Source organism: Rhizobium leucaenae USDA 9039, assembly GCF_000426285.1.
GTDB classification, from domain to species: domain Bacteria; phylum Pseudomonadota; class Alphaproteobacteria; order Rhizobiales; family Rhizobiaceae; genus Rhizobium; species Rhizobium leucaenae.
Genome location: NZ_AUFB01000017.1, coordinates 12,937 through 38,324 on the forward strand (window position 1 = coordinate 12,937; position 25,388 = coordinate 38,324).

20 protein-coding genes, 3 tRNA genes and 1 pseudogene are annotated in these 25,388 nt (G+C 58.8%); 15 read left to right on the plus strand and 9 right to left on the minus strand.

The features are described 5' to 3' along the window. Nucleotides 1-207 precede the first annotated feature (207 nt). The 4 genes from clpP (at nt 208) to hupB (ending at nt 5,741) form a co-directional block, all read left to right on the plus strand. The gene (gene clpP / locus K290_RS0122725; RefSeq protein ID WP_028753989.1) at nt 208-840 is read left to right on the plus strand and encodes an ATP-dependent Clp endopeptidase proteolytic subunit ClpP; all 633 of its coding nucleotides are present in this window, start codon (nt 208-210) and stop codon (nt 838-840) included. Between the two features lie 302 nt (nt 841-1,142). Next, entirely contained in the window at nt 1,143-2,420 is a 1,278-nt protein-coding gene (gene clpX, locus K290_RS0122730; RefSeq protein WP_028753990.1) for an ATP-dependent Clp protease ATP-binding subunit ClpX, read from the plus strand. A 419-nt stretch (nt 2,421-2,839) separates the two neighbouring features. Next, the gene (lon, locus tag K290_RS0122735) at nt 2,840-5,260 is read left to right on the plus strand and encodes an endopeptidase La (RefSeq protein WP_028753991.1); all 2,421 of its coding nucleotides are present in this window, start codon (nt 2,840-2,842) and stop codon (nt 5,258-5,260) included. 205 nt (nt 5,261-5,465) lie between these two features. After that, a complete protein-coding gene (hupB, locus tag K290_RS0122745; protein ID WP_028753992.1) occupies nt 5,466-5,741 on the plus strand; it encodes a DNA-binding protein HupB in 276 nt (91 codons plus the stop codon). A gap of 105 nt (nt 5,742-5,846) precedes the next feature. On the opposite strand, the gene K290_RS0122750 is transcribed toward hupB, so the two are convergent. Beyond that, nucleotides 5,847-6,584 carry an SDR family oxidoreductase gene (locus tag K290_RS0122750; RefSeq protein ID WP_028753993.1) on the minus strand — a complete coding sequence of 246 codons (738 nt, stop codon included), beginning with the start codon at nt 6,582-6,584 and terminating at the stop codon, nt 5,847-5,849. 130 nt (nt 6,585-6,714) lie between these two features. Beyond that, nucleotides 6,715-7,701: an aldo/keto reductase gene (locus K290_RS0122755; RefSeq protein ID WP_028753994.1), complete on the minus strand. Its 987-nt coding sequence runs from the start codon at nt 7,699-7,701 to the stop codon at nt 6,715-6,717. A 322-nt stretch (nt 7,702-8,023) separates the two neighbouring features. On the opposite strand from K290_RS0122755, the gene K290_RS0122760 reads away from it, so the two are divergent. The 3 genes from K290_RS0122760 to K290_RS0122770 all read left to right on the plus strand — a co-directional run bounded on the left by K290_RS0122760 (nt 8,024) and on the right by K290_RS0122770 (nt 13,225). Next, on the plus strand, nt 8,024-9,259 hold the full coding sequence (locus tag K290_RS0122760; RefSeq protein ID WP_028753995.1) for a metallophosphoesterase family protein: 1,236 nt from the start codon (nt 8,024-8,026) through the stop codon (nt 9,257-9,259). A 3-nt stretch (nt 9,260-9,262) separates the two neighbouring features. Beyond that, nucleotides 9,263-12,721, plus strand: coding sequence for an ATP-binding protein (locus tag K290_RS0122765; RefSeq protein WP_028753996.1), 3,459 nt, complete (start codon nt 9,263-9,265; stop codon nt 12,719-12,721). A gap of 108 nt (nt 12,722-12,829) precedes the next feature. Then, complete coding sequence (locus K290_RS0122770; protein WP_028753997.1) at nt 12,830-13,225, plus strand: (R)-mandelonitrile lyase; 396 nt, start codon at nt 12,830-12,832, stop codon at nt 13,223-13,225. 41 nt (nt 13,226-13,266) lie between these two features. Here K290_RS0122770 and K290_RS0122775 read toward each other — a convergent pair whose 3' ends face one another. The 7 genes from K290_RS0122775 to K290_RS0122805 all read right to left on the minus strand — a co-directional run bounded on the left by K290_RS0122775 (nt 13,267) and on the right by K290_RS0122805 (nt 20,587). Further along, nucleotides 13,267-15,453 (minus strand): glycosyltransferase family 2 protein, encoded by a 2,187-nt coding sequence (locus K290_RS0122775; protein ID WP_028753998.1) that lies wholly within the window; start codon nt 15,451-15,453, stop codon nt 13,267-13,269. A gap of 53 nt (nt 15,454-15,506) precedes the next feature. After that, on the minus strand, nt 15,507-16,631 hold the full coding sequence (locus K290_RS0122780) for a hypothetical protein (protein WP_245276628.1): 1,125 nt from the start codon (nt 16,629-16,631) through the stop codon (nt 15,507-15,509). 2 nt (nt 16,632-16,633) lie between these two features. Next, nucleotides 16,634-17,899, minus strand: coding sequence for a KpsE/RkpR family capsule polysaccharide export protein (locus tag K290_RS0122785; RefSeq protein ID WP_028754000.1), 1,266 nt, complete (start codon nt 17,897-17,899; stop codon nt 16,634-16,636). A gap of 28 nt (nt 17,900-17,927) precedes the next feature. Continuing rightward, the gene (locus tag K290_RS0122790) at nt 17,928-18,581 is read right to left on the minus strand and encodes an ABC transporter ATP-binding protein (RefSeq protein ID WP_028754001.1); all 654 of its coding nucleotides are present in this window, start codon (nt 18,579-18,581) and stop codon (nt 17,928-17,930) included. Between the two features lie 14 nt (nt 18,582-18,595). Beyond that, nucleotides 18,596-19,891, minus strand: a complete 1,296-nt coding sequence (locus tag K290_RS0122795; protein WP_028754002.1) for a KpsE/RkpR family capsule polysaccharide export protein — start codon at nt 19,889-19,891, stop codon at nt 18,596-18,598. Continuing rightward, complete coding sequence (locus K290_RS36455) at nt 19,872-20,549, minus strand: hypothetical protein (protein ID WP_245276623.1); 678 nt, start codon at nt 20,547-20,549, stop codon at nt 19,872-19,874. Before K290_RS36455 ends, K290_RS0122795 begins: the two co-directional genes overlap by 20 nt. Next, nucleotides 20,516-20,587: transfer RNA gene (locus K290_RS0122805), tRNA-Val, on the minus strand. The genes K290_RS36455 and K290_RS0122805 overlap by 34 nt, the downstream gene beginning before the upstream one ends. A 396-nt stretch (nt 20,588-20,983) precedes the next feature. Between K290_RS0122805 and K290_RS0122810 the strand changes: the two genes are divergently transcribed. The 8 genes and pseudogenes from K290_RS0122810 to nuoE all read left to right on the plus strand — a co-directional run. Next, a tRNA-Asp gene (locus K290_RS0122810) sits at nt 20,984-21,060 on the plus strand. A gap of 50 nt (nt 21,061-21,110) precedes the next feature. After that, nucleotides 21,111-21,187, plus strand: a tRNA-Asp gene (locus tag K290_RS0122815). A 260-nt stretch (nt 21,188-21,447) separates the two neighbouring features. Beyond that, nucleotides 21,448-21,813, plus strand: coding sequence for an NADH-quinone oxidoreductase subunit A (locus K290_RS0122820; protein WP_028754004.1), 366 nt, complete (start codon nt 21,448-21,450; stop codon nt 21,811-21,813). Continuing rightward, entirely contained in the window at nt 21,804-22,385 is a 582-nt protein-coding gene (locus tag K290_RS0122825; RefSeq protein ID WP_028754005.1) for a NuoB/complex I 20 kDa subunit family protein, read from the plus strand. The genes K290_RS0122820 and K290_RS0122825 overlap by 10 nt, the downstream gene beginning before the upstream one ends. A 17-nt stretch (nt 22,386-22,402) precedes the next feature. Further along, complete coding sequence (locus K290_RS0122830; RefSeq protein WP_028754006.1) at nt 22,403-23,005, plus strand: NADH-quinone oxidoreductase subunit C; 603 nt, start codon at nt 22,403-22,405, stop codon at nt 23,003-23,005. A 67-nt stretch (nt 23,006-23,072) separates the two neighbouring features. After that, the gene (locus K290_RS0122835) at nt 23,073-24,263 is read left to right on the plus strand and encodes an NADH-quinone oxidoreductase subunit D (protein WP_028754007.1); all 1,191 of its coding nucleotides are present in this window, start codon (nt 23,073-23,075) and stop codon (nt 24,261-24,263) included. After that, the gene (locus K290_RS0122840) at nt 24,263-24,580 is read left to right on the plus strand and encodes a hypothetical protein (RefSeq protein ID WP_028754008.1); all 318 of its coding nucleotides are present in this window, start codon (nt 24,263-24,265) and stop codon (nt 24,578-24,580) included. The genes K290_RS0122835 and K290_RS0122840 overlap by 1 nt, the downstream gene beginning before the upstream one ends. Before the next feature lie 14 nt (nt 24,581-24,594). Next, a pseudogene (gene nuoE / locus K290_RS34775) lies at nt 24,595-25,374 on the plus strand (NADH-quinone oxidoreductase subunit NuoE); the annotation flags it as partial. Between the last annotated feature and the right edge of the window lie 14 nt (nt 25,375-25,388).

The following is a 25,388-nucleotide window of genomic DNA, read 5'->3' on the forward strand; positions in this document are numbered from 1 at the left end:
CGCGCACAGCGCGTCACCAGATCTATTGGCATCAGGAAATCAGCGGTTAGAAACGCTTCCTCAATATCCTCCGAGCCATTAGGCCTTTTTGACGTTATGCTTTCGCGCGTCTTGAAGTGCAGGGCAGTGACACTCTATGTAGGGTAAAAGGATCTTATTCGATTCCCGGCATTTTCGGTGGCGGGGCAAGCTTGGTAAAGGACGCACATGAGAAATCCAGTCGATACAGCTATGGCTCTGGTGCCGATGGTTGTTGAGCAGACCAACCGCGGGGAACGGTCTTACGACATCTATTCTCGCCTGCTGAAAGAGCGCATCATCTTCCTGACGGGCCCGGTCGAAGATCACATGGCGACGCTGGTCTGCGCCCAGCTTCTCTTCCTCGAGGCGGAAAACCCGAAGAAAGAGATCGCGCTTTACATCAATTCGCCTGGCGGCGTCGTGACGGCAGGCATGGCAATCTACGACACGATGCAGTTCATCAAGCCCGCGGTGTCGACGCTTTGCATTGGCCAGGCTGCGTCCATGGGCTCGCTGCTGCTGGCTGCAGGCGACAAGGACATGCGTTTCGCCACGCCGAATTCGCGCATCATGGTTCACCAGCCCTCAGGCGGTTTCCAGGGTCAGGCTTCGGACATCGAGCGTCACGCCCGCGACATCATCAAGATGAAGCGCCGCCTGAACGAAGTCTACGTCAAGCATTGCGGCCGCACCTACGAAGAAGTCGAGCAGACGCTCGATCGTGACCATTTCATGTCCTCCGACGAGGCCAAGGAGTGGGGTCTGATCGACAAGGTGCTGACGTCCCGTACTGAAATGGAAGGTGAAACTCCCGCCTGAGTTATCCAAGGGCGGTGTCTTCTACGCCACAGTTCTATCCCATTTGTGATCGAATAGGGGTTTAATGTGGTGTAGAACACGGTAATAGTAAGCGTTAATGCTATGTAGCGATTTTATGACATAGCATTCGGCATTCGAAGGGGGATTCGTTGCCACCGCAGTCCGGGCATGTTGTCTGGACTACGTTCAGTACCCCGAAGAGCGCGCGATCTGCTGATGTAACGAGGGGCAGGTCCGGCGGGCGCATTGAGTGGACCGCGATTTCAATCTGGAAATCAGCGGCGTGCTGGAAGGAAAATGATATGAGCAAAGTCAGCGGCAGCAACGGCGGCGACTCCAAGAATACCCTGTATTGTTCATTCTGCGGCAAGAGCCAGCATGAAGTCCGGAAGCTGATTGCCGGCCCGACCGTCTTCATCTGCGATGAATGCGTCGAGCTGTGCATGGACATCATCCGCGAGGAGAACAAATCCTCGATGGTGAAGTCCCGTGACGGCGTGCCGACACCGCAGGATATCATCAAGGTTCTTGACGAATACGTCATTGGTCAGAGGCAGGCGAAGAAAATCCTGTCGGTGGCGGTTCATAACCACTACAAGCGTCTCGCGCATGCCTCCAAGAACGGCGATGTCGAATTGGCGAAGTCGAACATCATGCTCGTCGGCCCGACTGGTTGCGGCAAGACCTATCTCGCCCAGACGCTGGCCCGCATCATCGACGTGCCCTTCACTATGGCCGACGCAACGACGCTGACCGAAGCCGGCTACGTCGGCGAAGACGTCGAAAATATCATCCTGAAGCTGCTGCAGGCCGCCGACTACAACGTCGAGCGCGCCCAGCGCGGCATCGTCTACATCGATGAAGTCGACAAGATCTCGCGCAAGTCGGACAATCCGTCGATCACCCGCGACGTTTCGGGCGAAGGCGTGCAGCAGGCGCTGCTGAAGATCATGGAAGGCACGGTTGCTTCGGTTCCTCCCCAGGGCGGCCGCAAGCATCCGCAGCAGGAATTCCTGCAGGTCGATACGACGAACATCCTGTTCATCTGCGGCGGTGCTTTCGCTGGTCTCGACAAGATCATCTCCGCCCGCGGCGAAAAGACCTCGATCGGCTTCAGTGCGGCTGTCAAGGCGCCTGATGACCGCCGCGTCGGCGAGGTGCTGCGCGAACTGGAGCCGGAAGACCTGGTCAAGTTCGGTCTGATCCCGGAATTCATTGGCCGTCTGCCTGTTCTGGCGACGCTGGAAGACTTGGACGAGGATGCATTGATCCAGATCCTGTCGGAGCCGAAGAACGCGCTCGTCAAGCAGTATCAGCGCCTGTTCGAGATGGAAGACGTCGAGCTGACCTTCCACGAGGATGCGCTGCGCGAAATCGCCCGCAAGGCGATCGTGCGCAAGACCGGCGCTCGTGGCCTGCGCTCGATCATGGAAAAGATCCTGCTGGACACCATGTTCGATCTGCCGGCGCTGGAAGGTGTTCGCGAAGTGGTTATTTCCGAAGAGGTCGTTCGCGGCTCCGCCCGTCCCCTATACATCTATGCCGACCGGCAGGAAGAAAAGGCCAACGCGACCGCGTGATCTTCAGATTCGCGGCTTAAATCAGGGGCTCGTCTTTGACGGGCCCCTTTCTATTTGAAAAACCGCATAGTTTCCTGATAAAGTCCGGGATAAGCTTATTGGAATGCCGATAAAATCGGTTGTGAAGAGCGCTCGCCGCGGCCATGATGGCGTGATTCTGGGGATCTCGGCGGATAAATGGATTTAGTTTGGCTTCGGTCCTTCGGGAACCGTATCGCCGGTAACGTTTGAGTAGCCGGGGCCCGGTGTTTGTTGTTGCGTTCCTCCTCGTGACATGCGCGTTTCGCGACCCTGCGGTGCGCCTTGCGCGACTTGAAATGAAAGATGTGAAGCTCCACTTCTAACCCAAGTGAGAGAGCCGGCTAATTCCCCCCATGCCGGCAGAGAGCCCGGGAACGGGACGACGGAAAGGAAATGACATGACTAAGAAAACGTCTGCGGCAACTGAGAGCATTGCCTATCCGGTATTGCCATTGCGCGACATCGTGGTTTTTCCCCACATGATCGTGCCGCTGTTCGTCGGACGGGAAAAGTCCATCCGCGCGCTGGAAGAGGTCATGGGGTCCGACAAGCAGATCATGCTCGTCACCCAGATCAACGCCAGCGACGATGATCCCGCCCCGGACGCAATCCACAAGGTCGGCACGGTAGCCAATGTGCTGCAGCTCCTGAAGCTCCCCGACGGCACGGTCAAGGTGCTGGTCGAAGGCAGGGCACGCGCAGAGATCGATTCCTACACGGCCCGCGAGGATTTTTACGAAGCGCTCGGCCATGTCTTGAGCGAGCCGAGTGAAGATCCGGTCGAATTGGAAGCGCTGAGCCGCTCGGTCGTTTCGGAATTCGAAAGCTACGTAAAGCTCAATAAGAAGATTTCGCCGGAAGTGGTTGGTGCGGCTAGCCAGATCGACGACTATTCGAAGCTCGCCGATACCGTCGCTTCGCATCTATCAATCAAGATCACCGAGAAGCAGGAGATGCTGGAAACCACCAGCGTCAAGGGCCGCCTCGAAAAGGCGCTCGGCTTCATGGAAGGCGAGATTTCGGTTCTTCAGGTTGAAAAGCGTATCCGCTCGCGCGTCAAGCGCCAGATGGAGAAGACCCAGCGCGAATACTACCTGAATGAGCAGATGAAGGCGATCCAGAAGGAACTCGGCGACGGCGAAGAAGGCCGCGACGAGATGGCCGAACTGGAAGAGCGCATCTCCAAGACGAAGCTCTCCAAGGAAGCCAAGGAAAAGGCCGATGCGGAACTGAAGAAGCTGCGTCAGATGAGCCCGATGTCGGCGGAAGCCACCGTCGTGCGCAACTATCTCGACTGGCTGCTGGGCATCCCCTGGCACAAGAAGTCGAAGATCAAGACCGATCTGAACAATGCCGAGAAGATCCTCGAAGCCGATCATTTCGGCTTGGATAAGGTCAAGGAGCGCATCGTCGAATATCTGGCCGTCCAGGCGCGCGCAACCAAGATCAAAGGCCCGATCCTGTGCCTCGTCGGCCCTCCGGGCGTCGGCAAGACCTCGCTCGCCCAGTCGATCGCCAAGGCGACCGGCCGTGAGTATGTCCGCATGGCGCTTGGCGGCGTTCGTGACGAAGCCGAAATACGCGGTCATCGCCGCACCTATATCGGCTCGATGCCTGGCAAGGTCATCCAGTCGATGAAGAAGGCCAAGAAGTCCAACCCGCTCTTCCTGCTCGACGAGATCGACAAGCTCGGCCAGGACTATCGCGGCGATCCGTCTTCGGCTTTGCTTGAGGTGCTGGACCCGGCGCAGAACTCGACTTTCATGGATCACTACCTGGAAGTCGAATACGATCTGTCCGACGTGATGTTCATCACGACGGCAAATACGCTGAACATCCCTGCGCCGCTGATGGACCGCATGGAGATCATCCGTATTGCCGGCTACACCGAAGACGAGAAGCGCGAAATCGCCAAGCGGCACCTGCTGCCGAAGGCCATCAAGGAACATGCGCTGCAGCCGAATGAGTTTTCGGTCAGCGACGACGCTCTGATGGCGATCAGCCAGCAATACACCCGCGAGGCCGGCGTACGTAACTTCGAGCGCGAATTGATGAAGCTCGCCCGCAAGGCGGTCACCGAGATCATCAAGGGCAAGACCAAGTCGGTTGCGATCACCGCTGCGAATATCGACGAATATCTCGGTGTTCCGCGCTTCCGCCATGGCGAAGCCGAACGCGACGATCAGGTCGGTGTCGTGACCGGTCTCGCCTGGACGGAAGTCGGCGGCGAGCTGCTGACGATCGAAGGCGTGATGATGCCCGGCAAGGGCCGCATGACGGTCACCGGCAACCTGAAGGAAGTCATGAAGGAATCGATTTCCGCAGCGGCCTCCTATGTCCGCTCGCGCGCCGTCGATTTCGGCGTCCAACCGCCGCTCTTCGACAAGAGCGACATCCACGTGCACGTGCCGGAAGGTGCGACGCCGAAGGATGGCCCCTCGGCCGGTGTTGCCATGGCGACCGCCATCGTCTCGATCATGACCGGCATCCCGGTTTCCAAGGATGTGGCCATGACCGGTGAAATCACCCTGCGCGGCCGCGTACTGCCGATCGGCGGCCTGAAGGAAAAGCTACTTGCAGCGCTTCGCGGCGGCATCAAGAAGGTGCTGATTCCGGAGGAAAACGCCAAGGATCTGGCGGAGATTCCAGACAACGTGAAGAACAGCATGGAGATCGTCCCGGTATCCCGCATGGGCGAGGTCATCAAGCATGCGCTGGTGCGCAGGCCCGAGCCGATCGAGTGGGACGGCACCGTCGAAACACCGGTGATCGCAACGGTTGAAGGTGTCGACGATGTTGGAGCAACTATCGCACACTAAGCGTGGTTGCGCCTCATTTGCGCCGAATTGACATAAAACCAGAAAAGACCGGCATTTTTGCCGGTCTTTTTTTGTGAAAAGCTTTTGACAGCGCTTGCTTTTCCTTGATTTGCAGGGCTTTTGGGGTTTGCGGCGGGCTGGAGCATTCGTATTCTACGCCCCGCTTACAAGATGAGTCGTTTCATACCAAGAAAGGGGTGGAAACATGAATAAGAATGAGCTCGTGTCGGCAGTGGCCGAGAAGGCCGGTATTACGAAGGCTGACGCTGCTTCCGCTGTTGACGCTGTTTTCGATACCGTCCAGACTGAACTGAAGAAGGGCGGCGACATTCGTCTCGCAGGTTTCGGCAGCTTCACCGTTTCTCACCGTGCAGCCACGAAGGGTCGTAACCCGTCCACGGGCGCTGAGGTTGATATTGCGGCTCGCAACGTGCCGAAGTTCACGCCCGGCAAGGGCCTGAAGGACGCCGTCAACGGCTGATTCGTTTTTCACCCGCCTATCGGGCTTTTGCCCCATGGTGGAGGATATGAGGGGGTTCGAAGCATTTCGAACCCCTTTTTGTTGGCAGTCGGCGGTACAGGGCGATTAGAGAAGCGTCCGCCCACCATTGACCGCAAATTTCTGGCCCGTGAGGAAGTCCGCCTTGTTCGAGGCGAGGAATACCACCATGTGGGCCACGTCCTCCGGTGTTCCGAAATGTCTGAGCGGGGTTTGAGCGAGATATCCATCGATCGCCTGCTGTGACGCGCCGGCGTGGCGTTCAACGGGAATCCAGCCGGGTGCTATGAGATTGACGGTAATTCCCTCCCGCGCCAGTTCTCGCGCCCAGGAACGGGTCATGGAAAGCATGGCGCCCTTGGCGGAGGCATAGTTTCCGAAATAGGGATTGCCGAGTTCCGCGATTTCCGAGCCGATATTGATAATTCGGCCGGACTTGCGTACGCGCCAGTCCGGCAATACGGCTTGCAGCAGCTCGAGCGGCGCTTTGACGAAAAACTCGAGCTGGTCGAGATAGGTCTGCCAGGATTGCTCCATCAGCGGCATTTCCGGTTGCGGTCCCGTCGCATTGTTGACGATGAGGTCGACAGGCCCTAAGGCGTCCCTGATGGCGCCAAGGCCGTCGGTAAGCTGAACCTTGTCGATGACGCTGAATTTCGCGGCATAGGCTTGGCCGCCCCGCTGCCGGATCGAGTCGACCACGGTATCCGCCCCACCGGTATCATGCGCATAGTTGACCGCGACGGCCCAACCAGCGTCTGCAAGTTCCCGCGCGATCACCGCCCCAAGTCCGCGCGAAGCGCCGGTCACGAGAGCCACTTTCATTGAACGTCCTCCTTGAACCCATCGTTTCAAGACAGATAGGAAGTATGTCCAGTTTTCGCATGCCGATGGGCGCAAAAAATTCATGGCCGGATACGCACCCGGCCACGGATTTTCCCAGAAGCTCCCGCGGTTACCAGCGGTGGTGAACGTGTGGGGCGATCAGGCGTTCGTAGATTTCGCGCGTTGCCGACATGATATCGGCCGAAAGCGGAGCGAGATCGGCCGCGGCCGCGTTGGCCTTGGCCTGCTCGGCATTGCGGGCGCCGGGGATGACGACCGTGACAGCGTCGCTCATGAGGATCCAGCGTAGGGCAAAGGCCGCCATGCTGGCACCGGCCGGAACCAGCTTGCGCACTTCTTCCACGGCCTGGAGACCAACCTCGAAAGGCACGCCGGCAAAGGTCTCACCGACATCGAAGGCTTCGCCATGGCGGTTGAAGTTGCGATGGTCGTCGCTCGCGAACTGGGTATCACGGGTGATCTTGCCGGAAAGCAGGCCGGAGGCCAGCGGCACGCGGGCGATGACCGCAACATTCTTGCGTCTGGCTTCCTTGAAGAACAGATGGTCGGGACGCTGGCGGAAGATGTTGTAGATGATCTGGATACTGAGTACGCCCGGATATTCGATCGCTTTTAGCGCCTCCTCGACCAGCGCGACACTGACGCCGTATCCCTTGATCTTTCCGGCCTTCTGCAGCTCGTCGAGGCCGGCGAAGACTTCGGGGCGGTAGAGCACCTCGGTCGGCGGGCAATGCAACTGCACCAGGTCGAGGCTGTCGACGCCGAGGTTTTTCAGGCTACGGTCGATGAAGCCTTCGAGATTGGCCTTGGTGTAACCGTCAGCGACATGCGGGTTGAGCCGGCGACCGGCCTTGGTCGCGACCATCGGGCGCGTGCCGCTGCGAGCCTTCAGCACGTCCGCGATGATCTTCTCGGAGCGGCCGTCGCCATAAACGTCGGCCGTGTCGATGAACGTCATGCCGGCATCGAGCGCAGCATTCAAGGCGGCGCGGCCGTCGGCCTCGCTGACATCGCCCCAGGCGCCGCCGATCTGCCAGGCGCCGAAGCCGACATTCGTAACGATAAAGGATGTGCGGCCGAAAGCATCGTGTTTCATGGAATTGTCTCCGTTGGTAATGAAATGCTAAGGCGCTACCAGTCGCTCAGAGTGCGGATTAGCCTACAGCATGTCGCGCAAAACTGCGTATCGGTTTTGCGATAACGATATGCGCAAAATCAAGAGCCTAAAGCGCAAGTAGCGAATCCCACAGATCGCGATGCGCTTTACGACGAAGTTGCAGGATCGCAATCGCGTGACATAGGAGGATGTCAGGCCTCGACAATAGATGAAAGCGTTGGATGACCTCTCCCACATGGTGTTCATCGGCTCCGTATTTCCTTAAAAGAATAAGCCAGATATCTGACGATGACCGGAGCTTATGCCCTCTTTCAGTTTCATCCACGCCGCTGATCTGCATCTCGGCAGTCCCTTTCAGGGGCTGGCGTTGAAGGATGCTGCTATCGCCTCCATCTTCGTGGAAGCGAGCCGCAAGGCCTTTTCGACGCTGGTAGGCCTGGCGATCGAGAAAGCAGTCGATTTCTTCCTCATCGCCGGCGATGTCTATGACGGCGATTGGAAGGACAACAAGATCGGTCTGTTCTTCAATCGGGAAATGGCGCGGCTGGAGCGGGCCGGTATTCGGGTCTATCTGCTGCGCGGCAATCACGATGCGGCGAGCGTCATCACCAAAACCATTACGCTGCCGGCCAACGTCCACGAATTCCCGACCAACAAGCCCGGCTCCGTCAAGCTGGATGCGTTGCAGGTGGCGCTGCACGGGCAGGGCTTTGCCGAGCGCTCAGCCAACGACAATCTGGCGCTTGCCTATCCCGCGCCCGTATCCGGCTGGTTCAATATCGGCGTTCTCCATACCTCGCTGACCGGCCGCGAGCCGCATGCACCCTATGCGCCATGTTCGGTCGACGATTTGCGGTCCCGGGGTTACGATTATTGGGCGCTCGGGCATGTGCACGACTATGAGGTGGTGGCGAGCGACCCGCTGGTGGTTTTCCCCGGCAACCTGCAGGGCCGCAGCATTCGCGAGCGTGGAGCAAAGGGCGCCGTGCTGGTCACGGTCGACGAGGGCCGCGTCAGCCACGAGCGCTTGATTGTCGACGAGGCGCGATTCGCACAGGCCGATATCGTCGTTGATCCCGAGGATGATCAGGCCGCGATCCTGCGCCGCGTCGAGCAGGCGGTCCAGCCGCTTGCCGATGACATGGCCGGGCGCATGACGGCGCTGCGCGTCCGGCTTTCGGGCATCACGCCCTTGCAGGGCACTATTGCGGCCAATCGCCAGCAATGGCGCGACGAGGTCGAGGCGGCGTGTCATCGCGCGCATGAGGATATCTGGCTTGAGAAGCTGGAGCTGCGGCTGGAGCCGCTTGTCGAAAGGACTGTCGAAGCGAACGGCACGCTCGATCTCGGCCAATTGCTGACCAAACATGCCGGCGATGCGGATATCGTCGCAGAAGCGGAAAGGCTTGTCGGTGAGATCGCGATGCGCTTGCCGTCCGGTCTGGGCGCGGCGGAGTTACCGCTTGACGATAGCATCGACATGTTGATCGAGGAGGCGCGGCAATTGCTGCTGGCGCGCGGGCAGGGGGCAGGCTGACCCATGCGCTTCGATCGGCTTGACATTCTCCGCTACGGCGCGCTGACGGAGCGCACGCTCGATTTTCGCGCCGGCGCGAAGCTGCACGTCATTTATGGGCCGAACGAGGCGGGCAAATCGTCGGCGCTCAGCGCCATTTCCGATCTGCTGTTCGGCTTTCCTGTTGCGGCCGAACAAAGCTTCCTGCATGAGCCGACGAGCCTGCGTGTTGGCGCGGCGATCCGCACGCGGGACGGCGCGACGCTCGCCTTCCGCCGCCGCCGCGGGCGCAAGAACACGCTGCTCGCTCCCGACGACAAGGAGGCGCCGCTTGCGGAAGATGCCTTGGCGCCGTTCCTCGGCAATTTGAGCCGCGACGTCTTCGAGCGTGCTTTCGGCCTCGATTCTCTTCGGTTGCGGCAAGGCGCGACTGAGATGCTGCGCACCGGCGGCGAGATCGGCAGCCTGTTGTTTTCCGCCGCTTCCGGCCTCACGGGCCTCTCGCGGCTGCGGCAGGCGCTGGAAGGCGAGGCTGATGGCATCTATGCGCCGCGTCGTTCGAAGGATCGCGGTTTCTACCGGGCGCTGGACCGCCATGACGAAGCCCGCAGGGCGGAACGTGACAATGAGCTCAAATCCGGCGACTGGAAGAAACTGCTGGCGGAAGCTCTGGAACTGGAAACCGAACTGGAGCGCCTGCAGGAGCAACGCCGCGAGACGCGGCAGGCGCTCGACCGGCTGCAGAGATTGAAGACGTTGCAGCCGCTGCTCGCCGAGATCGATGGCGAGATCGCGGCTCTTGACCGCCTCGCCGATCTCTCGGCGACACCGGATAGTTTTGCGGATAGGCTGGAGCAGAGCCTGAACGACAAGCGCGCCGCCGAAGACGAGCTGCGCCGTGCCCAGCAACTGGCCGCGCGTACCGTTGAAGAGCTGTCGTCGATCGAGATAGACGAAACTCTGCTGCAGCTATCGAGCGACATTACGCAGCTCTTTGGCGATACCGGCAACTATCGCAGCCAGCGCCAGGATCTGCCGCGCGTCGATCAGGAATTGGCCAGCTATGACGCGGAGCTTGCACAGCTTGCCCGCCGCCTCGGTTTTTCCGATGTTGCGCAATTGGAAAAGCAACAGCCAAGCGATGCCGACTGCGCGCGCCTCTCCGAACTGGTGGAAGAGGGCAGGCGGTCGTTGCTCCTGGCCCAGGCAATCGCAGAGCAATTGGATAGCGAGCGCGGGCAGCTCACGGCGCTGGAGAAGGACGGCTCTGCGGGCCGTTTGGTCGACCCCCGGCCTCATATTGACCAACTGGAGTCACTGGTCGGTGATTTGGCCGCTCTTGCCCGTCTCGATGCGTTGGAGACACAGATCCGCCGTGCCGAGACGAACCTCTGCGAAGCCGCTGCTCGCCTGCGTCCTCCGGTTGCCGATGTCGAGGCGCTATTCACCGCGCCGCTGCCGGACCCCACTGAGATCGCTACCCATCGCGAGATCATCGACACCGCCCGCGGCAGTCTGCGCGAGGCATCCGACAAGGTGCGCGTCTACGATGAGCAGTTGGCCGAGATCGAGCGAGCGCTGGAGGATGCCGAGCGTAGAGGTCCAATCGTCACGCATGAACAGATCGCCAATGCGCGGAACGCTCGTGATGTCCTATGGCACTCGATCTGCGATGGATTTACGGACGGCCGGGTTCCTGAGGGCAAATCGATCACCAGTTTCAAGGCGAACCTTGCAGAGGCGGATCGCCTGGCTGATGCGGCGCTGAGCGATGCAGACCAGGTTTCGCGCCATGCGGACAACCTGTCGCGTCACGCACAGCTGCGGCAGGAACGCGAAGCCGCCGCAAGGCGATTGCAACAGCATGAAGAAACATCGGCCAAGGCGCTCGCCGCCTTTGCGGCGCTTTTCGAGCCCTGCGGCGTCGGAGCGCTCGATCCGGCTGCCATGCTGGAATGGCGGCGCGCGGTCGAAGGGCTGTTGCGGGAGCGGCGAGCCCTGCACGATCTGGTGGACGAGCGGGATGAAGCTGCTCTCGCCGAAGCGCGTGTTGCTCCGGCACTGAAAGATATCGCCGACGCCACCGGCTATAAAAGCGGCCGGCTGCCGCCAGGCGCCATGGCGGAAGGGTTGCGAAAACATCTTCGCCTGCTCTCGGAGCGCTGGAACGAAAGCCGGACGCGCGAAGGCGAGGTCGCCTCGGCACGTGACCGGCTGACGCGACTTGCTGAGCAGAGCCAAGATATCGAGCGGCGGCAGGTCGGTTGGCGTGACGCGTTCGCCAAATCCGTCCTGCCGTTTGGTCTCCCCGCCGATGCGACGCTGGAGATGGCTGCCGCTGCCCTGAGGGCATGGACGGAGCTGCCGGATGTCTTGACGGAACGTGACAACCGTCAGCGCCGTGTCAGTGGCATGCGTCGCGACATGGCCGATTTCGAGCGGCGGCTCGCGACACTTGCTGCGACTGCCGGCTACGAACTCGATCACCTGCCGCCGGACGCCGCAGCCGAAGCGTTGCACGCTCGCGCCAATGCGGCGCGCGGTGAACAGAAGAAGCGCGATCAGCTCGACGAGGAGCGCCGGCGCGCCGAGGCGCAGACCATCCGCTGCGGTGATGCGCTTGCGACGGTGATGGCGGATCTTGCAAGTCTGACCGCCGATTTGCCAGAGAATGGCGATCTGCCGGCATTGCTGTCGCGCCTGCGCGACCGTGCCCGGCTGAACACGAGGCTGATGGAAAGCCGCGACCGTTTCCGTCAGCAGGCAGACGGCGACGGCGAGAGAGAAACCCGGGCCCAGCTTGCCGGCTTCGAGCGAGTCGCCGCGGAACTGGAGATCGAACGCTTAACCGCCGAAGATCTCCGGCAATTCACCGCGCATGGCGAACTGATGGCGCGTTTATCGGAAAACCAGCGCCAGCGGCGCGCGCTGGAGACCGGTGCCAGCGCCGAACACGCCGTGTTCGAAAAGCTCTCCGCCGAACAGGAGGCCAAGGAGCTGGCGCGGCAATGGGTAGTGCTGAAACTCGCGGCACGGATGCTGGCAAGCTCAATGGAGGCCTATCGCGAGCAGCAGGCTGATCCCGTCATCAAGCGGGCAGGGGACTTGTTCTCATTGCTGACCGGCCAGCGCTTTGCGCGCCTCGTCGAGGAACATGACGAGAGGGATGCTCTGCAACTGATGGCGGAACGCTCAGGCGGCGAGCGAGTGCCGCTCGATGGCTTGAGCGAGGGTACCGGCGATCAGCTTTATCTCGCGCTGCGGCTCGCCTTCCTCGAAGATTATTCGTCCCGCAACGAGCCCGCGCCGTTGATCGTCGACGATATCTTCCAGACGTTCGACGATGACCGCGCCAGCGCTGGCCTGAAGGCGCTCGCCGGCACGGCGGAGCGTTTCCAGACCATTCTCTTCACTCATGAAAGAAGCCTCGTCGAGATTGCCAAACGGGAGATCGGCACGGACTTGGATCTGATCCAGTTGTAAAGCGCTGACATCGCTGTTGTCGCTTGGATGATGTCATCGAATGGCATAGGCTGACGGCAGAGAATGAGGCGCGGCAAGCGTTGCGCCGGCAGAAGCAGGAGAAACGCCGTGGAGATCAAGCCCAACGGATCGCGCCCGTCCTTCAATGCGCCGGCGGAATATTTCACCGGCGGCGTACGCCAGGAACCATTGATGCAGGCGCAGGCGCCGGCACGTGTCCAAGTGGTCAATGTCAGCTTCGATCCGGGCGCCCGCACGGCCTGGCACACGCATCCCTTCGGCCAGACATTGGTGGTGACCTCCGGCAAAGGACTTGCGCAAAGCTGGGGCGGCGAAATCCGGCAGATCAATACCGGCGATGTCCTCTGGTTTGCACCGGGCGAAAAGCATTGGCACGGCGCCGGGCCGGACACTCCATTGACGCATATCGCCATTCAGGAAATGCAGGACGGCAAGGCCGCCGACTGGATGGAATATGTAACCGACGAGCAGTATCGCGGATAAAGCAGCGCGGCGTTCCTTGAGGTGGGATAGCCGCCGAGATATCACATCAATGGAATCCGCAGCTTCGTTGGCATCACGATCTTCGGGTCCGATTTATCCCGGCTGTATGCGGGATTGATCGCACGGTCCTCAAAGGTCTGAGTCGCGTGCAGCCGGCGCAGATTGTCCTTTTCCTGCTCAAATCGCTTTTTCCGTTCTCCCGATTTGTCCGATCCCCGTGAAAGCGATTCATGGTGATAGAGGCAGGCAAATGGCGTCCATATGATGCGAAAGCCGGCCATGTGGGCGCGCAGGCAATAGTCGACGTCATTGTAGGCGACAGCGAAATTTTCCTCGTCGAACGTGCCGATCGCTCCGGCGCAGCCGCCGGAAATCAGCATGACCGCCCCCGTCACGCAGGTCACCGCATTGCGGACATGCAGCCTATTCATCGGACCGCCGAAATCCTTGGGCTTGTTCATATACCAATGCCCTGCCAATCCGCCGAAACCGACGATGACGCCGGCATGCTGGATCTTGTCGTTCGGATAGAGAAGCTTGGCGCCGACAATGCCGGTCCCCTCATAGGCGAGACAAGCCACCATCTCCTTCAGCCAGTCGGGCTCGATAATCTCGACGTCGTTATTGAGGATCAGATAGTGCTCACCTTTGGCGGCGCGCAGGCCGCGATTGATCGACCGGGAGAAGTTGAAGGGTTCGGGCGTGATCGAGGCCGAAAACGCTGGCCGCGTTTCGCGATAATGCTCGTAGAGATCCAACACGGCCTGGTCCGAAGAGCCGTTGTCGATGACAAGCACTTCGAAATTGGGATAATCCGTTCGCTCGAAGATATCCTTCAGCACCCGGGAGATCAGGTCGAAGCTATCCTTGCTGGGAATAATGATGGATATCTTCGGCCATGGCGTCTCCCGACGCTCGAATATCACGCGGTGCAAGGTATCCGTCAGCGCCCCCTCGATGCGGACAGGTTGCCGTTGGCGCTCAAATCGTTCGACCAGCGCCTTCCTGGCATTGGCGGTCGCGGCGTCCACGAATTTCCGCGAATATGTGCGGCCGTTGCGGCGCCACCAATAGGCGGGGTAGGGCAGGTGAAGGATGGTATTGTCGGGCAGTCCTTCCAGATAACGCAGCAGCAGATCATAGTCCTGCGATCCGTCATATCCGGTACGGATATAGCCGATCTCCTGAAGCCGGCTGCGGCGGTAGATGGAGAAATGGTTGATGTAGTTGACGCCCGTCAGAAGAACGGGGTCATAGGCCGGTTTCAACATCAGCCCTGTGGGCTTCAGCGTGTCGTCGACAACCAGTTCGTCGGTGTAAAGGAAGTTGGCATTGGCATTCTGCTCTAACGCATGTCGCACGACTTTGAAGGCATGAGGGGCGATTACGTCGTCGTGGTCCAGAAAAGCGATCCACAGGCCGCGCGCATGTAAAAGTCCGGCATTGGTGGCAGTCGCTATGCCGCCGTTCTTGTCGTTTAGAACGAAACGGATATTGTCTTTCGAGCCCTGCGTCTCAAACCATCGCCGTGTTTCCTGGAAGGTCGATCCGTCGTCGCTCAGAATGAGCTCCGTACCCTCTTCGTTTTGTGTTTCGAACGATCTTACGAGATCGGCGAGATAGCGCGCCGGAGCATTATAAACCGGAACGACAACGCTGAGCCACAGTCCCGCCGTTGATGAGACAGGGGAGGCCGCGAGATCGGCGGCAAGCCGATAGCTCGTCTCCGCATATTGTATCGCAGCGCTCTTCGAACGTTTTCCGAGGGGCAGCCTTGGAAACTTCGTCCAGTATTGTGCCAGTTTGCCGAGATCGACGCGTTCAGACTGCCCATGGGCGTCGAGCAGGGTTGAAATGTGCTTCTCGGCCGCTTCTGCAGAGGAAAATGCCGCCACATCGAAGCTGAACCTGGTCGGGAAACTTGCCGGGTCGGCGCGGAGCGAGCAGATCGTACCGACCGCTCCCACGTCCGCCGTAATAATGAACCTACGTCCCGCCAACAGCGTGACCGCATCCTTTTCCCGGAAACCGCGACCGCGATTGACATAGAATTTCGGATCGATCGGTTCGTCGGTCCCCGCAATGTGAACAACGACAAGCCTCTTTCTGACGGGCGCAAAACGGATTTCGAAAGCAGGATCGTCGCCAAGGGATTTCCACAAATTGGCGCCCGCGCCGGGGGGAATCTCGCGTTGAACATCGTTGTTAGGTAAAATCTTGAGTGTCATTGATTTCTTAATATCCAAATCCCAGCAATGGCGAGCGTCTCCACGGCTGGTTATCAAGCCATATCATCAAGCCCATCAAAACGTATGCCCGGAAATGCCAGCATCGCGCTCTGCCGCATTTTTTCTATGGATTGTAGTGTCGCATCGCGTGCGGCAAGTCGGCGGGCTTCATCTTCCGCAAGCTGATCGATCGCCATCAGCCATTCCTGCGGCCTGTTGCCGATGTGAAGCTCTCCATCGACGGCACAGCGTGCGAATGTCGTGCATCGGGAAAATATGGCGGCGGCGCCCATGCGGCTTATATCGATCCGCTTGGTGTCGGCGCGGCTGTCGTTGGTTCGTCCAGCAAGGAGCGGCACCAAGGCAATGTCGGCACCCTGATCCGTGGTTCTCGCGAGATACGACGACCACGGTAGTTGTGGGCTTATCGTTATCCGCCCCGGTTCGATACGCTGACGGCGCCACTGATCGGCAAGGCTACGGTCGGCAAAGACCTCGAAATGCAAATTCTCATGCTTGTTCATGGCAGATCTGACGATCGGCATCAGGAACTCGTGCTCACGACGGTGAATACCGGTCGCATGATAGATCATCTTCAGCGGTGCAGTCGTTTTGTCGGCGTTCTTGGCTGATTTCCAAGCCGATTTCGCCGGCATCGGCGCTAGGATGTCGATCTTATGAGCCGAGTTCGCCAATGTCCCCGCCAGGTGCTCCGTCGATGCCCATAGGTGGGTGAGCAATCGGCTGAGGCGCGGAAGCGGCCGGATGGCGGAATTGATCAGCCTGAATTTATAGAGCCAAGGGGCCTCGTCGCCGGCGATAATGGCGGGAATATCGTCGTCGACGAAATAGGCTACACCCGCCAGACTTTCACGCCTGCGCTCCAGCCAGCGTAGCTGCGGCTCCTTGATATAGCGGCAGATGATGACAAAAAGCCCTTCGCAATCGACGTCGCCCAATCCGTCATCGAGCCCCTTGAAGATGACGGGAATATCGGCAAGTGCTTTGATCCGCTCATCCAGATAGTAGCTGACGCTCGGATTGGGATATCGCGACAGGATGAGCAATCGTTTTGCGAGCGGGCGAATACTGTCAACAGACGTTGCGGAAGGCTGCGGCCTGGGTATCGATCCATAGATGACGTCGCGCAGACTTTGCATGGGTGACGGACGAAGCATGATCACGCTAAGCGATTTCGTAGGGTTGTCAGCAGACCGACAGCAATGCCCCAAATTGCCAAGGTCGCGGCCAGAATGCCACCGATCCAGAGCCCTCGTTTGGGATATTCTGCTTCGTCCGGCAGATCCGGCGCAAGAAACGTATCGAGATAAAGGAGCTGTTGTTTGCTGACAAACTGCACTTGCTCCAGCGTTCTCATGGCTGTGGCGAATTGCTGTTCGGCGAGGTTTTGTTCCAATTGTCGCTGAGACATGTCGACTGATACGTCGGCAAGGTTCTGCTCGGATTTATTCTGTCCGGCCACCTGGCTGTTCAGATCGTCCAGTTGCTTCTGCTTGCTGTCGATCTCGCGCTTCAGAACCTTCATCTGCGGCGCATTGGGCGCCACCGTCCCCAGCAAGGCATCGTATTTCTGCTGAAGATTGATCTTGTCTTTCTGAACGCTGGTTATCAGGTCCGTGAGAATTGCCGAGGATCCTTCGACACTCAGGACGCCCGTCTGGTTGCGGGCAAGCTGAAGCTGCTCCCGCGCTTTCTGCAGTTGATTCTTTGCATTGTCCAAATTGGTTTGGGCTGTCGTGATGACATCGCGCCAAATGCGGTTGTTGACGTCGTTGACCACGGCTTCGGAAGCGGCAACGACCCCCTGCAATATCTTCTGCGCATCGGCGGCCGAAAAAGCACGGACCTTGACCGTTACGATACCGCTGTTGGCATCGATTTTGACCGAGACCATGTCCTTCCAGTAATCGAGCATCTTCTCCGATGTCGCATCCTGCTTGAGCCTCGCCAACGGATCGATGGCCGGATTTCCATAAAGTGCTTGGAAGTCGACCTTGGTCTGGAGAGCAGCCACCATGTCCTTGCTCGAAATGAAATTGGTAACGATCAGTGTATTCTGGACGATTTGCGCCGAAGGCAGGCCGGTTACCTTGGCCAGTTGGTCTTTCCCGAGCGCCGGCGTCGACGAGCGGACGGTAAAGCGCGTTTCGGACTGATATTGATCCGAAGCCATACGGGTGAAGTAATAGATCGAAGCGGCATTCGGAATAACCAGAAACAACAGGGTGACGGCCAATATCGCCTTTCCGAGAATTTGCTCCAGCGGACGGGGACGCAAGCCAACGGCTTTGTAGAACTGGCTTCGCTTCGATGTCGAAAAGCGCAACTTGCGCGCGGTTACCGAGAGTTTTGCGGCAACATCGCGGCTGTGCTGGATCGCACTGAGCTGAACAGTTTCAGATGTCTTTCCGGTATCGTGAGCCATATGGGACCTTGTTGACACTCTGTCGCATCTATCTGTTCAATCTGTAGTAGGCTTCGATGGCCTGTTCGACCTGGTCGAAAAACATAAGTCTGCCGTCGACGAGCACCATTCCTTTGTCGCAATGCGATTTGATCATGCTCATGCTGTGCGAGATCATGATGATGTCGGAATATTTTCGCCGGCTGTCAAATGCGACGCGACAGCGTTCCTGGAAGCGAGCATCGCCCACGGCCAGAACCTCGTCGACGAGATAGCATTCGAATTCTATCGCCATGGAAAGCCCGAAGGCCAGCCGGGCGGCCATGCCGGAAGAATAGGTACGCACCGGCGCATTTATGTAGTCACCAAGTTCGGCGAACTCTTCGACAAAACGGGAGACGCGTCTGACATCCTCCCCATAGGCGCGGGCGACAAAATGAAGATTCGCGCGGCCGGTCATATAAGGGTTGAAACCGCTGGCAAGGCCCAGCGGCCACGATACCCGGACGTCCTTGGAGATCTTGCCTGAATTTGGCAGCATGGTGCCGGCGATCATCCGCATGGTCGTGGACTTTCCGGCGCCGTTCACGCCAAGCAGTCCGTAGGAATAGCCGGACATGAATTCGCAGGTTACGCGATCCAGGATTACCTTTTTGCTGTTCTGCGTCTTGAAGTGTTTCGATACGTTCTTGAAGCGGATCATCGCGCGTCTTTCGCCTATATCTGATGATCCTCAACCGACGCCCAGATCAACGACAGGGTTGTCCAGAGAACGGCCAAGCCAAGCAATATGATCAGCGGCGTGGTGATCCGGTGAGGAAATTCGGCTTCGTCCGGAAGCGCCGGCTTTACGAAAACGGCCAAATAAAGCGTCTTTCGAAGCGCTTCCGCCAGCACCGCGTCGTAATTCTTCTGGGAGGCCTCATAGAGCTTCTCCGCAATCATCCGGTCTGTGTCGAGCTTTGAATATTCCAGCAGCGCTTTGGCAAGGCTGGCGTTTTCAGGTCCGGTCAGCTCCGCCTTTTTCTTGTCGATCTGAGCCTCAAGGCTTTGCAGGGCGAGCGTGAGCTGCTGATAGGTCGGAGAACCCTCGGCATGTGACTGCTTCATCACGAAGAGGCGCGTTTCGAATTCGAGCTTCTGCGCGAGGAGTCCCGTCAGCAGGGCACTGCTATCCTTGGCTTGCGCCACCGGGCTAAGAAGTCCGGATTGATGTTGAAACTGATTGAGTGCCGCCAGGGTGTCGCTGTAGGCCTTGCCGCTTTTCTCGACATCCGCCCGCATGCTCTGCACGATATCGTTGCGGGCGCGTTGCGAGAGCTCGTTGATCAGTGCTTCGCTCTCTTGAATGATGGCGTCGGAGAGCTTTACGGACTCATCGGGCGTGAAAGCGCGCACCTTCAAAGTGATGATGCCGGAAGAGACGTCGATATACGCGCTGACGTGGTTTTCCCAATAGGTCAGAAATTCCTCATCGGATTGCGAGGAGCGGAATCGCGACAGGAAATCCGCGTCTTGCCGCGCAAACATCGACCGATAGTCGAGTTTCTCGCCGATCCGTTTGAGAATTTCGGTGGAGTGAATGAAGCTTGTGACGACATAAGCATCCTGTGACGCAGAACGCATGTTGAGAAGGCCTGCCGCGCCACCACCCTCGGAGCCGCCGCTGCCGTCGCCCTTGTCATCCGAACTGGTACCGGACAGCGCGCGGACGGCGAAGCGGGCTTCGGCAACATATTGATCCGAGGCAATGAAGACGTAGTAGATCAAGCTTGCCAGAAACGGCACGATGACGATCAACAGAAAACCGAGGAGCCGGAGCGGCGGTTTGCCGCCGGCCTGGGGTGCGGGTTCCTGCGCGCCAGGTGCCGGCAAATATTCGATATCTTCCAGATCATTATGCCGATGCCGTTCTGGCATCCTTCGCCGAAACAATGACGGCAAGATATGCCGTTCCGGTTTTACCCGCGGATATTGCTGATCGACCGGTTCTTCAGTGGCTGTTTTGGGCATGTCGGCTTGCATTCGCTTTGTGCAATTCCGGCGCGGTGGGTTTCATCGCCTCACGCACATAATGATCAAAAATCAAATCTTCTTCGAGTATGAGTTCGGCAATATGCAACGAGCGCAATCTCGCCGCAACGTCTTCCAGAGCGGAATGCCGCGAAGGCAGTGGAAGATCGCCGATGGAAATGCCGAGTAGCTCACCGATCGCGTCCTGAAAATGAAGGCCATCCGCATCGTGCCCGACAATGGTGAACCGTGACAGCAGGTCGATCGCCGCGGCGACGTCACTGCGCTTGACGAGTTGCTCCGGAGTGGTGGCGACCAGTTGACGGGTAACGGGGGACAGCAGAACGTTTCTGACATTCTCCGATGCTTTCTTGAGCGCCGATTTAAGCGACGCCTCGCTTTCGAGATCGATGTCAGCAAAGTGTTCGGCCGCCGGCGCCAGGATGATCTTGTCGCGGTCGCCAAAGAAGGAGATTTGCGTCTTTGCCATTCGTTTCAACAGGAATATGCGCAGCGCCAATTCGTAATAGGGGTCCGTGAGCAGAACGATGGCTTTGAATCCCTTATCGAGAAACTCCTCATAGTTCCGCAATAGCAGCCGCCCGCTGATGTAGATCGACTGGATGGCATTGAGATGAAAGGCCTGAACTCCCGACATCCTCGGTGTAAACGAGGCGCTCTACCAACTGAGCTAATCGCCCTTGCAGCAAGCGGTGCATTGGACCGCTGCGTTCGGTGGCCGTGATCTATGCGGAACGACAAAAAACCGCAAGAGTGTTTGTGAAGATTTTTTGATTTTTTTGATTGCGCGACATCGTTAGTGAACATCGGCCCCGTGCGCCTGCTGCCAAAGCGGGCTTGGCAAGGCCGGGCTTATGAGCCGTTTTTGAAATGCGTGAGGCGCGAAGCTGCCATGCCAAATCGATGGAGCCGAAACGTGTCGATGGCGGCCGCGAAAACAATTCGTACTCTGTCATGGATTTGTATTTAAACCTGCTTGACACCCAAACGCGAACCCCGTAGTTAGCCGCTCATCGAACGGCGAGGCCGCTTTGATGGATGCGAAAGCATCCGGTATGCTTGAAATGAAGTGCGGGTGTAGCTCAGTCGGTTAGAGTGCCGGCCTGTCACGCCGGAGGTCGCGGGTTCGAGCCCCGTCACTCGCGCCATTTTAAAGCATAATGCCGGATTTTCGCGTGACCGAAAGGTCAAACGATGCGCGGGTGTAGCTCAGTCGGTTAGAGTGCCGGCCTGTCACGCCGGAGGTCGCGGGTTCGAGCCCCGTCACTCGCGCCATTTCTTTCAAGTCATTACAATCAATCACCAATTTGCTGCGACTGCGAAAAAGCCGTTTTGCCTTTGCGCGGATTTGTCGCGATATCGTTACAGCCTGTTGGTAAGTCCGGTTCCGTAGTGCTTGAAACGACATATTCAAAAGGCTTGCGCCCGCGCTCCGGCTGCGCTAACCACGGCTCTGTTGCAACGCTCTTTCGCTTGGCTTGGGCATTTGCTCAGAGGCGCCGCCCCGGCGCACATGGCAAGCAGGGATGGACATGATGACTGGACTGCTCAGTTCCTATATTCCGATAGCTATTTTCATTGGTATTGCCGTGGTGATCGGCCTGGCGTTGTTGATTACGCCGTTTGCCGTCGCCTTCAAGGCGCCTGATTCGGAAAAGCTGTCGGCCTACGAGTGCGGCTTCAACGCATTCGACGACGCCCGCATGAAGTTCGACATCCGCTTCTATCTCGTGTCGATTCTCTTTATCATCTTTGACCTGGAAGTCGCCTTCCTTTTCCCCTGGGCCGTGTCCTTCGGTGCGATCGGCTGGTTCGGGTTCTGGTCGATGATGGTGTTCCTGGCGGTGCTGACCATCGGCTTCATTTATGAATGGAAGAAGGGAGCGCTCGAATGGGAGTAGCTCAAGGCAACACGACGCTCGTCGCGCCGCAGCCGAAGGGGATCATCGATCCCGCAACCGGCAAGCCCGTCGGCAGCAACGATCCGTTCTTTGGCGAGATCAACAATGAACTCGCCGACAAGGGTTTCCTCGTCACCTCGACCGACGAGCTGATCAACTGGGCCCGCACCGGCTCGCTGATGTGGATGACCTTCGGTCTTGCCTGCTGCGCCGTCGAAATGATGCAGGTTTCCATGCCGCGCTACGACGTCGAGCGCTTCGGTTTCGCACCGCGCGCCTCGCCGCGTCAGTCCGACGTCATGATCGTCGCCGGTACGCTGACCAACAAGATGGCTCCGGCTCTGCGCAAGGTCTACGACCAGATGCCGGAACCGCGTTACGTCATCTCGATGGGTTCCTGCGCCAACGGCGGCGGCTACTATCACTATTCCTATTCCGTCGTGCGCGGCTGCGACCGCATCGTGCCGATCGACATCTATATACCGGGCTGTCCTCCCACGGCCGAGGCGCTGCTTTATGGCGTGCTTCTGCTGCAGAAGAAGATCCGGCGCACCGGCACGATCGAACGGTAAGGCAGGGGACAAGCAATATGAGTGAAGCCCTGAACGAGCTCGCCACCTATCTCACCGAAGTTCGCGGCGCGCTGATTTCGTCGTTCGAGATCAAGTACGGCGAGCTGAACGTGACGACGACGGCTGCAAATATCGTCCCGCTGCTGACGTTCCTGCGTGATGATGCCCGTTGCGGCTTCGTCAACTTGATCGATATTTGCGGCGTGGACTGGCCGCAGCGTCCCGATCGTTTCGATGTCGTCTACCATCTGCTGTCGCCGAAGAAGAACCTGCGCATCCGCATCAAGGTTCCGGTCGCCGAAGATCAGCCTGTTCCGTCGGCCTGCAGCGTCTATCCCGGCGCCGATTGGTTCGAGCGCGAGACCTGGGACATGTACGGCGTTCTCTTCACCGGTCACCCGGATCTGCGCCGCCTTTTGACCGACTACGGCTTCGAAGGCCATCCGCTGCGCAAGGACTTTCCGACAACCGGTTTCGTCGAAGTTCGCTATGACGACGCCGCCAAGCGCGTCGTCTACGAACCCGTCGAGCTGAAGCAGGAATTCCGTAACTTTGACTTCTTGTCCCCATGGGAAGGCACGGATTACGTGCTGCCGGGTGACGAGAAGGCGAAGGCATAATTTGATGGCGTGTGGCGGGCGGAAGCCTGCCATTCTCTGAATATCTGAAAACGCGAGCATCGCCGCCATGACAGAACACAACGTTCGCAACTTCAACATCAATTTCGGTCCGCAGCATCCGGCTGCGCACGGCGTTTTGCGTCTTGTCCTCGAGTTGGACGGCGAAATTGTGGAACGCGTCGATCCGCATATCGGCCTGCTGCATCGCGGCACGGAAAAGCTGATCGAGACGAAGACCTACCTGCAGGCCGTTCCTTATTTCGACCGCCTCGATTACGTGGCGCCGATGAATCAGGAACACGCCTATGCGCTGGCCGTCGAAAAGCTGCTCGGCATCGACATTCCGATCCGTGGTCAGTTGATCCGAGTCCTCTATTCCGAAATTGGCCGTATCCTTTCGCATCTGCTGAACGTTACGACGCAGGCCATGGACGTCGGTGCGCTGACGCCGCCGCTCTGGGGCTTCGAAGAGCGCGAAAAGCTGATGGTTTTCTATGAGCGCGCCTCCGGCTCGCGCATGCATGCCGCCTATTTCCGTCCGGGCGGCGTTCATCAGGACCTGCCGGAAAAGCTGGTGCAGGACATTGGCGACTGGTGTGATCCTTTCCTGAAGGCACTCGACGATATCGACGAGCTGCTCACCGGCAACCGCATCTTCAAGCAGCGTAACGTTGATATCGGCGTCGTGTCGCTGGAAGACTGTTGGGCCTGGGGCTTCTCGGGCGTTATGGTCCGCGGCTCGGGTGCTGCCTGGGACCTGCGCCGCGCGCAGCCCTATGAATGCTATTCCGATCTCGAGTTCGATATTCCGATCGGCAAGAACGGCGACTGCTACGACCGTTACCTGATCCGCATGATTGAGATGCGCCAGTCCGTCCGCATCATGAAGCAGTGCATCAATCGCCTGCTCGGCGATGCCAAGACCGGTCCGGTCTCTTCGCTCGACGGCAAGGTCGTGCCGCCGAAGCGTGGTGAGATGAAGCGTTCGATGGAAGCGTTGATTCACCACTTCAAGCTCTACACCGAAGGTTACCACGTGCCGGCCGGTGAGGTTTATGCCGCCGTCGAAGCGCCGAAGGGCGAGTTCGGCGTCTATCTCGTCTCCGACGGTTCGAACAAGCCCTATCGCTGCAAGATCCGCGCTCCGGGCTATGCGCATCTGCAGGCCATGGATTTCATGTGCCGCGGCCACCTGCTTGCCGACGTCGCGGCCGTGCTCGGCTCGCTCGACATCGTGTTCGGTGAGGTGGATCGCTGATGCAGTTTTGGCCGGTCATCGCTACTGCGCTTCTCGTTGCTTCCGGAGCTTCGGCTCAGCAGGTCGGCAAGGCGCAGACGTTGCCCAGCATCTCCGTGCAAGGTTCGAATGCGAAAAGCTCGAACACTGCAAAGAGCGGAAATACGGCTTCGCAGAGCGCGGTATCGACCATGGGCGATCTGGTGTCGCGTGGCTATGAAATAAAGGCCGCCGTGCCGAACGGCGGCAAATTCGTTGTGTTTATGCAGAAAGACCAGTCGGCCTATGCCTGCGAATTTTCGTCTCTGACGGATACGCGGTGTGGGTCCTTAAACTGAGATAGGCGTGAAAGATGTCCGTTCGTCGACTAGCCGAAGATCAATTCCAGCCTGCCGCTTTCGCCTTTAACCAGGAGAACGCGGTCTGGGCTGAAAAGACGATCAAGAAATATCCCGAGGGCCGTCAGCAATCCGCGATCATCCCTTTGATGATGCGCGCGCAGGAGCAGGACGGCTGGGTCACCAAGGCGGCCATCGAAAAGATCGCCGATATGCTTGATATGGCTTATATCCGGGCGCTCGAAGTCGCCACCTTCTACACGCAGTTCCAACTGCATCCGGTCGGCAGCCGCGCCCATATTCAGGTCTGCGGCACGACCCCTTGCATGTTGCGCGGCGCCGAAGGTCTGGTGAAGGTCTGCAAGAGCAAGATCGCCGACTACGCGCTGGAACGGAATGCCGAAGGCACGCTTTCCTGGGAAGAGGTCGAATGTCAGGGCGCCTGCGTCAACGCACCGATGGTCGTTATCGGCAAGGATACCTATGAGGATCTGACGCCGGAACGTCTCGAAGAGATCATCGATGCATTTGTCGCAGGCAAGGGCAGCGAAGTCCCGACCGGCCCGCAGATTGATCGCATTTTCTCCGCACCGGAAGGTGGTTTGACATCGCTTCTGGATTCGCCGGCAACGAAGACGAAAAAGAAGACCGGCGCCAAGGCTGCCGCCGAAACGGTTGCTCTGCCGCCATCCGAGGCAGCCAAGCCCGTCAGCAGCGATGCTGAGACCAATCCGGCGCTGAAGAGCCCGGCCGACGGCAAGACCGCACTGCCCACCGAGCACCCGAAGGCGGCTCCGGCCAAAAAAGA